This window comes from Bradyrhizobium sp. NAS80.1 (genome assembly GCF_001908205.1).
Taxonomy (GTDB): Bacteria; Pseudomonadota; Alphaproteobacteria; order Rhizobiales; family Xanthobacteraceae; genus Bradyrhizobium.
Genome location: NZ_LGHL01000248.1, coordinates 1 through 6804 on the forward strand (window position 1 = coordinate 1; position 6804 = coordinate 6804).

Annotated in this window: 7 protein-coding genes and 1 pseudogene; 4 read left to right on the plus strand and 4 right to left on the minus strand. The window is 60.6% G+C overall.

The features are described 5' to 3' along the window. Both AC629_RS39915 and AC629_RS39925 read right to left on the minus strand, forming a co-directional pair. On the minus strand, positions 1–222 hold a 222-nt coding region (locus AC629_RS39915), incomplete at its 3' end, for an SPW repeat domain-containing protein (RefSeq protein ID WP_502693099.1). A 778-nt stretch (positions 223–1000) separates the two neighbouring features. Continuing rightward, a complete protein-coding gene (locus tag AC629_RS39925) occupies positions 1001–2470 on the minus strand; it encodes an adenylate/guanylate cyclase domain-containing protein (protein WP_245332148.1) in 1470 nt (489 codons plus the stop codon). A 16-nt stretch (positions 2471–2486) separates the two neighbouring features. Here AC629_RS39925 and AC629_RS49440 point away from each other — a divergent pair, with 16 nt between their 5' ends. Both AC629_RS49440 and AC629_RS39935 read left to right on the plus strand, forming a co-directional pair. After that, on the plus strand, positions 2487–2786 hold the full coding sequence (locus AC629_RS49440; protein ID WP_245332149.1) for a TFIIB-type zinc ribbon-containing protein: 300 nt from the start codon (positions 2487–2489) through the stop codon (positions 2784–2786). 366 nt (positions 2787–3152) lie between these two features. Continuing rightward, complete coding sequence (locus AC629_RS39935) at positions 3153–3386, plus strand: hypothetical protein (protein WP_143199810.1); 234 nt, start codon at positions 3153–3155, stop codon at positions 3384–3386. 762 nt (positions 3387–4148) lie between these two features. Here the strand turns inward: AC629_RS39935 and AC629_RS49445 are convergent. Continuing rightward, positions 4149–4967 carry a patatin-like phospholipase family protein gene (locus AC629_RS49445; protein ID WP_245332150.1) on the minus strand — a complete coding sequence of 273 codons (819 nt, stop codon included), beginning with the start codon at positions 4965–4967 and terminating at the stop codon, positions 4149–4151. Between AC629_RS49445 and AC629_RS49450 the strand changes: the two genes are divergently transcribed. Then, the gene (locus AC629_RS49450) at positions 4900–5229 is read left to right on the plus strand and encodes a hypothetical protein (protein WP_245332151.1); all 330 of its coding nucleotides are present in this window, start codon (positions 4900–4902) and stop codon (positions 5227–5229) included. The genes AC629_RS49445 and AC629_RS49450 overlap by 68 nt on opposite strands. On the opposite strand, the pseudogene AC629_RS50820 reads toward AC629_RS49450, so the two are convergent. After that, positions 5113–6027, minus strand: a pseudogene (locus AC629_RS50820) (Crp/Fnr family transcriptional regulator); the annotation flags it as partial. The gene AC629_RS49450 and the pseudogene AC629_RS50820 sit on opposite strands and share 117 nt — an antisense overlap. An 86-nt stretch (positions 6028–6113) precedes the next feature. Between AC629_RS50820 and AC629_RS39950 the strand changes: the two are divergent. Beyond that, positions 6114–6500 (plus strand): IclR family transcriptional regulator domain-containing protein, encoded by a 387-nt coding sequence (locus AC629_RS39950; RefSeq protein WP_502693100.1) that lies wholly within the window; start codon positions 6114–6116, stop codon positions 6498–6500. Positions 6501–6804 lie beyond the last annotated feature (304 nt).

Below are 6804 nucleotides of genomic sequence, written 5' to 3' on the forward strand. Positions count from 1 at the left end.
CAAACCGACGACGAGGTTAAGCCACTCCTCCCACACCGCGAATGCCGCCAGCGCCGCGATTGCGAGGATCGCGATGGCGATGCCGGTGATATGGGCGTTGGTGGAGACCGTTCCGGCGTCGAAGCCGAACATCCAGGGCGAAACGAACAGAATCGCGCCAAGGATCAGGTTTGCGACGTCGCACAGTTTTGCGTTCGTCCAGTTCTCCATCCAGTTCACCATGACACCCTCCATTGGAAGGTTTACACGCTAATCAACCGTCAGTTCGCCGCGCTGGTTCCATCGCGGCCCGCGGCATAATGGCAAGGGACAATCCTCGCGAGGCCGCCAACTGAGGTGGCCTTACTCTTCCGCGAGTTTCGTTTCGATGTAGGCATTTACGGATTCAGCGAAGGAACGCTGCACGCCAACCACAGCATTATACTGGACCAGAACGTCTTGCTGGATAAGCCTGAGGCCGCTCTTGCGAGCGCCCGAGGGCGTAACTTCCAGGTACTCGTTGATGGCCCTCTCAGCCAGTGGAATTGCGTTTGGGTCTCCCTTGGCGATCAGCCGCCGCAGGATCCCCTGACAAGTACTCAAGTGGGGCATACCGTGAATATGCGCCCGGATTCGCGAAAATCAACTTCGGTAGGCCGCGTGGGCAGCACGCGGGTCACGGTCAAGCGCGTGTTGAGCCGTTTGGCGTCGACCACTTTCCTTTGATAGCCTCGCGAGCCCGCGAGCGCGCGCCGCCCGTGCGCTGGCGCGGGGTGGGCAATGGTACGCCCAGAGCGTCGCGAACATTCTAGCGCGGGCCTAGGAGCAAACAGGGGCCTGATGGGAAGTGTCGCGGCAGCGCCTCGCCGGCCGCCTGTTTGATTTGGGTCCCCCTGGAGGGACCTACGGCGCTGGACTTGGTCGCCCCTCGGCTTCAAAGCTAGGCGGCTTCGCTGCGAGCGCTTGCCGAGCAGAAACGGGCCGCGTGTTCGCCACAGGGAGCGAGGCGATACATCGGGGCTCATTCGGGCAACCCGGCGAGGCGCAGTGGCGACATTAGTGCGTCGAGGTCCTTCTGGTGGCGGTAAGGCAATCCCTGCGCCCAGCGACTGGCGGTCAAATTGGGGTGGTTGGCTAGTATTTTCCTTACCGTGACTTGCGCCTCATCCTCACTGCCGAGCTTCCAAAGCGCCGCAGCAAGAGTTGTTTGCGCTGTCAGCCAGCGTGGCTTCTCGGCCAAGACACGGGAGGCAATGTCTCGTGCAGTCACAAAATCGCCGAGGTGAAATCTCCACCGCGCCTCGTCGACCCTCGATTCATTGCGACTAAGCGGGCTGAGCCGCTGCGCGTGCTCTTCATACTGGGCAGCTTTTCGGAGATCCCCAGCATAGCCGTGAAACATACCGGCCATGTGATAGGCCCCCGCACTGCTGAGAGAGTGGGCAATCGCCTTCTCTCCCGCACCCACGGCCTCATCGTGGCGCCGTTGAAACAGGCGCGTATAACCAAGCGCCACATGTCCTTCAACGCTGCCCGGATCGACTGCCAGAGCGCGAGCCGCGCGCTCCAGCGCCGCTTCGTAAGTTGTCGCCTCGCCTGTTTCCCAACCAAAACGAACCTGGTCAGTCAACACGAACCCCGACAGGCCAATCGCCGGTGCAAAAGTAGGATTGATCGCGAATGCTCGTTCTAACTCAATGCGCGCTTGTGCATGAGTGTGCTTGGCGAAGTTGACGTATAAGGTTCGCCCCTTAGTAAAATGCTCGTACACCAACGGGGTGCCAGAGCGTTTGCGCCACACGCGCACGTCTTCACCAAGCGTCAACTGAATTTCGAGCGCGGCGACGATGTCTTGCGTGATCCGGTCCTGAAGCTCAAACACGTCGTCGAGGTCGCCCTCGAAACGGTCAGCCCAGACATGGCTGCCGTTCACGCTGTCGATCAACTGTGCTGCCAATCTCACTCGGTTGCCGGCCTTCCGCACCCTTCCTTCCAGCACATACCGGACGCCAAGTGTTCGCCCGATTTCGCGTATGTCCCTTGTCTGACGTTTGAATACGAAGCTTGAATTGCGAGCTATGACCATCAGCTCTTGGATTTTCGATAATGTGGTCAGCACGTCTTCAGCGACACCATCGGCGAAATACTCCTGCTCGGGATCGCCGCTCATGTTCTGGAACGGGAGCACCGCAATGGAAGACTTGTCGGGCAGCGGAGGCGGGCTCTCAGCCTCAGCAATAAACGCAGGAGCAACCTCACGCATTTCACAAGGCCCACCCACCTCGTAGGCCCGGATTGGCTCTTGAATGTTCTTCACCTGCTGAACACCAAGGTCCGCGAAGGTCATCGGCAAGACCTTGCGTACCTGATCGTACGTCGCACCAGAGATGCACACGGCTCCTGGCTTTGCAATCGACTGTAGCCGCGCGGCTATGTTCACGCCGTCGCCGAAGAGGTCGCCAGCGCGCACCATCACGTCGCCGATGTGCACACCAATGCGAAAGCAAATGCGACGGTCAGGCGCGAGACTTGAGTTCGCTTCGGCCACGGCGTTCTGCGCCTTCGGCCGCGCACTGCACAGCCTCTACGCCTCCAGCGGCTCCTACGGGGCGACCATGAAGAAGGGCGATGTAACGTGCTCGGAGTGTGGGGCGAGCTTTCGGCGTCTTGAGTTGCCGTTCAAGGAAGGCACCAAGGGCGAGTACCGCTGTCCCGCCTGTGGCACGGTGTTGGAGAAGCTCGACGGACGCACCCTCGTCGCCTATCGCCTCACGATCCAGCGATCGATCAGGGGCATCCGAGACTAGGTGGCCGCCCTCTGCTCTGGACCCTAGAGGCCATCCTTAGGCCGCGCTGTGGCCACCCTGGGCATTAGGCTCGGGCAGCCGCCCGTTGCGCTGGAGCCTCAGGGTTCCCCTCCGGGACGCTCTCTTTTGGGGGACGACCACTCCGACTTGCCCGGTGCCACTGCCATATCGAGCTTCTAGGCCGACTTCCGCTGCGACCTGGCCGCCGGCTTCTTCGCCGTCGCTAGGACTGTCTGACCATCGATGATAATGCCCTTGGTGTGGCAGTGGTCTGAACGCGGACCTTTTTCTTGCTGGTATCGAAACCAAAATCCTTCATACCGGTCAAATTAAGCTGCACATTAAGTGCAACTAAGGGACAACCTCATGTCAGAGATCGACCCGCATACGCTGGAAGGCCACCTCTCGAAGCTAGTAGAGGACTGCGAGTCGTTGACGATTGTGTTCGGTGTGCAGAACGCATGCACCATGTACCCGCCCTACACCGTTGGGAGGGATTTCATCGCTGGGAACGATCACACGGACCACGCAAAAGCTAGGCCTCTCGTGGCGCCGTTCAACAGCATCCAACAGATCATTTGTCACCCGAGGAAGAGCTAGGTGATCAGGCGTGTTGGGGCATGCCGTCACCGCCGCGCGCGGGTGCGGCCCAACGGAGCGCGTGATGCGGACTTCCCCTTTCGGGCCTCACATACCGCCAAACTTGGACGGATCATTGTAGCTAGGGACGCCGCAGTCATGGATAGGAGGCCGAGGCGCTGCGTAGGCCCTGCCCGGAACGGCGTGACGTAACGTCAAGCCTTGGCTGGGACGAACGATAACATGTTGCGGCTTGGAGTGATGCATCGTTGCGGCGTGAGTAGAAACACACAGGGTACCTCATCCGCCTTTCTTCAACATCGTCTTCGTAGCGCCCGAATCGTCCATGCAATTCATTTAGGTTCGATCTCCCGAGCGAGCGATGATCAATGGCGCCCGCAAAGCCGCGTGTTTGGACTGAGGACGAGATCAAGCTCTTGATCGATCTCGCGCACCTGAAGACGAGTGCGCCAGCGATCGCGAAGCAGCTAGGACGCCACACAGCCTCCATCAGACGGCGCGCTCACCAGTTGGGGTTGCTTCTGCCGGAGGGCAAACGTGAACCGCAAGGCTAGCTTCCGCCCTACGACCGCCGTTAGGGGACGCGTTGATAAAGGGTACGGCGCGCTTGAGCACCTCGGCGGGAATAGTCCCGCCGGCGGCTTGTGCGCACTCGCCACCCTGCGTCGCAAAATCGCAGGATCGACCAAGCGGACGCTCGCTTCAAACTTGGCCTGAGTGTTGCCGGATAAAGCACTTTGTTGATGGATACACGCCAGGCTGCTACCGGAACGCTCTCAGCTTGTCCTCGGATTCCGCCGCGAGCACTTGCTTGGCGTGATTGTATCCCGCCGCGACAACCTCGTCGTATCGCTTCCATTGCAGCAGTCCGACTTGTTCGATGCGCGGCTGAAACAGAAGATCGACGAATTTTCGCATCGCCTTCTGTTTCGAGACCGAACTGATGAAGGACGAGTTCAGCATTGTTTCAGGCACTGTCGGCAGGCGGTAGCGCTGCATGTCCCACGACCGGAGTTTGTCACGAAGATGCGCGATGGTGCCCGGTATCTGATCGATATCGAACACCCGGCCATCCTCGATCATGAGGTCGACACCGATGATCTGCCGGGCGCCGAGCCGCGCCATCACGTCGACGGGAAAATTATTGAACATGCCACCGTCGAACATCAGGTGTCCGCCGATAAACACCGGCGGCAGCGCACCGGGAACGGCATAGCTCGCGATCACATTTCGCGCGAGATTTCCTTTGTCGAGAACGACCTCGCCGTTGGTGGAAAAATCGGAGGCAATGACGAAGAACGTCTTCCAGGTGTCCTCCGCGTCGATATTGGCACCAGTTGCGTTCTCGATGGCCTGGGCCATCGCCTCGCGGGTGCGCTTGCCCTTGATCAGCGACACCAGTGGAATGAAATTGTAGTCGCCGGTGATGTTGCCCTTTGGATGAAGCAGAAAAGCCTTGTGGACGGCGGTAGAAATCCGCTCCGCCGGCAGATCGAGCGCGAGGCAGGTCCCCATGATGGCGCCGATCGATGTGCCTCCGACAAAATCGGCTTCGATGCCCGCCTCCTCCAAGGCCTTCATGACGCCGACATGGGCAAAGCCGCGCGCCCCACCCCCCCGCCAGTACGAGGCCGACACCGTTGCCCGATATGATCCGCGCCAACCGGCGCATGTCGCGCGCAAGTTCCGGCCGGATGTGGAAATGCCTCGAGATGCGCCTGTTTTTCAGCCATTGCGCGGTGCCGGTCGGGCTTTTGGTCTCGAGGCCGTGCAGAAGGACGAGCGTCTGCCGCGCGATCGAGACCGGCGTCTCGCCCGCGAGACAGTGGCTTTCCACGCTTGAAAGGCCCGGGTCCTGGCGGCCATCCCCGACCAGCAAGATTTCGTCGCAGTTCTGCAGACAAAACTGCGTCCAGGCGGACTCGCATGGGTCGGCAACGAGATAAACCGCCTTGCTCGCGGCCTCGATCCCGTCGATGTGATGAGCGATCGCGTCATGATTTTGGCGGACTGCGCTTGCGGCATCCGTGCCGAATTGCCGGCGGATGTCATCGGGACCCACGATCCTCGTGGCTGCGCTGTCCCGCCCCGCGGCTCGCAAGCGTCCAGCCAAAGCCGCGGCGTCGACGCCAGGCGAGACGGCAAGAACGCAGATATTGACAGGAACGGTCGGGGCCTGACGCTCTCGTTCCGACCGTCGAAACCGATCGATGACGATTCTCGTCATCTGCAGCGCGACCTGCGGGGATTTGGCGAGCGCCCGTTCGACGATCTGCCGCGTCACTTTGACGACCGATGAATTGCGCAAGGCGACGATGGAAGCGGAGCGTGGTTCGCCGGTGAACAGGGCAAGCTCACCGACGGTTTCGCCGCGGCTGATTTCGCCGAGTATTTTGCTTTCGCCGTTGGCTTCCGCCAGCGCCAGCAATCGGCCCGACAGCACGAAATAGACATCGTCACTGTGCTCGCCCTGGTGGAACAGGACGCCGCCCGACGGCAGGTCGATGAATTCGGCTGCGGCCTTGATGCTTGCGATCAGCTCGGCGTCGTCCGAGGCGAAGTGGCCTTTCAAAATGGTCTGCAGCAGGTCGTGTCTGTGTCGGTCGTCCCCGTTCGGTTTCGACATGGACGTGCATCCCATCGGTGGACCACAAAGGTCTGCCAAATCGTTTTACAGTTCGCAATCCCCTTTCAATCGAGGCTGGCAGCTGAAGCGTCCCATGCGGCCTGGCGGACCGGGCCGAGGTTGCGATCGTTTGCCAGGTCGATTCACCGCTGGCAATGCGATATTCGGTCTCGCCGGGTGCGCGGTTTCCGGCGCATCAGACCAGTTCGGGACTTGTGCTGCTCGCGGGGCTCGCGCCGTACCGTCGCCGCAGTGTGCTCGAAGCCGTTGCGAGCATGCTCACGGCAGACGAAGATATGACAACGGTGAACTCATATATTGAATCTGTCCTGCGCCAAGGCTGCGACATCCGGCCATCGCTCGTTGTCGCCGGTGTGACGAACATCTCCCTTCCGATCCGCGATTTCCACGGCGAGACGACCGCCGTACTGACGGTGCCGTTTCTTCCGATGAAGGACATGACCGCCTCGCTGGATACCGCCATTTAGGCGGCCGCCAGCGCCGCTTATAATATCTCGCGGCGGCTCGGCTAGAGGTGTGCTCGATATTGAGTCTGGTTCGACCAATTTTGAGTCTGCCTCCGAGATCTTGAGTCTGGCTGGCGAAGGCTCCTGGAGGCCGCCCGACTTCGTCACCGCTCAACCCCGCCTGCTGTCGTTCCGAGACGGTCCCGCCGCCGACGGCTCTAGCAGGCTGTTGAAGAAGTCTTGGAACGGCGCGCGATGAACGGGATGTTGTCGCCGTTGAGGAGACAAATCTCCCCTTCGAGTGAGCCGTCATCCTGCAGTTCGG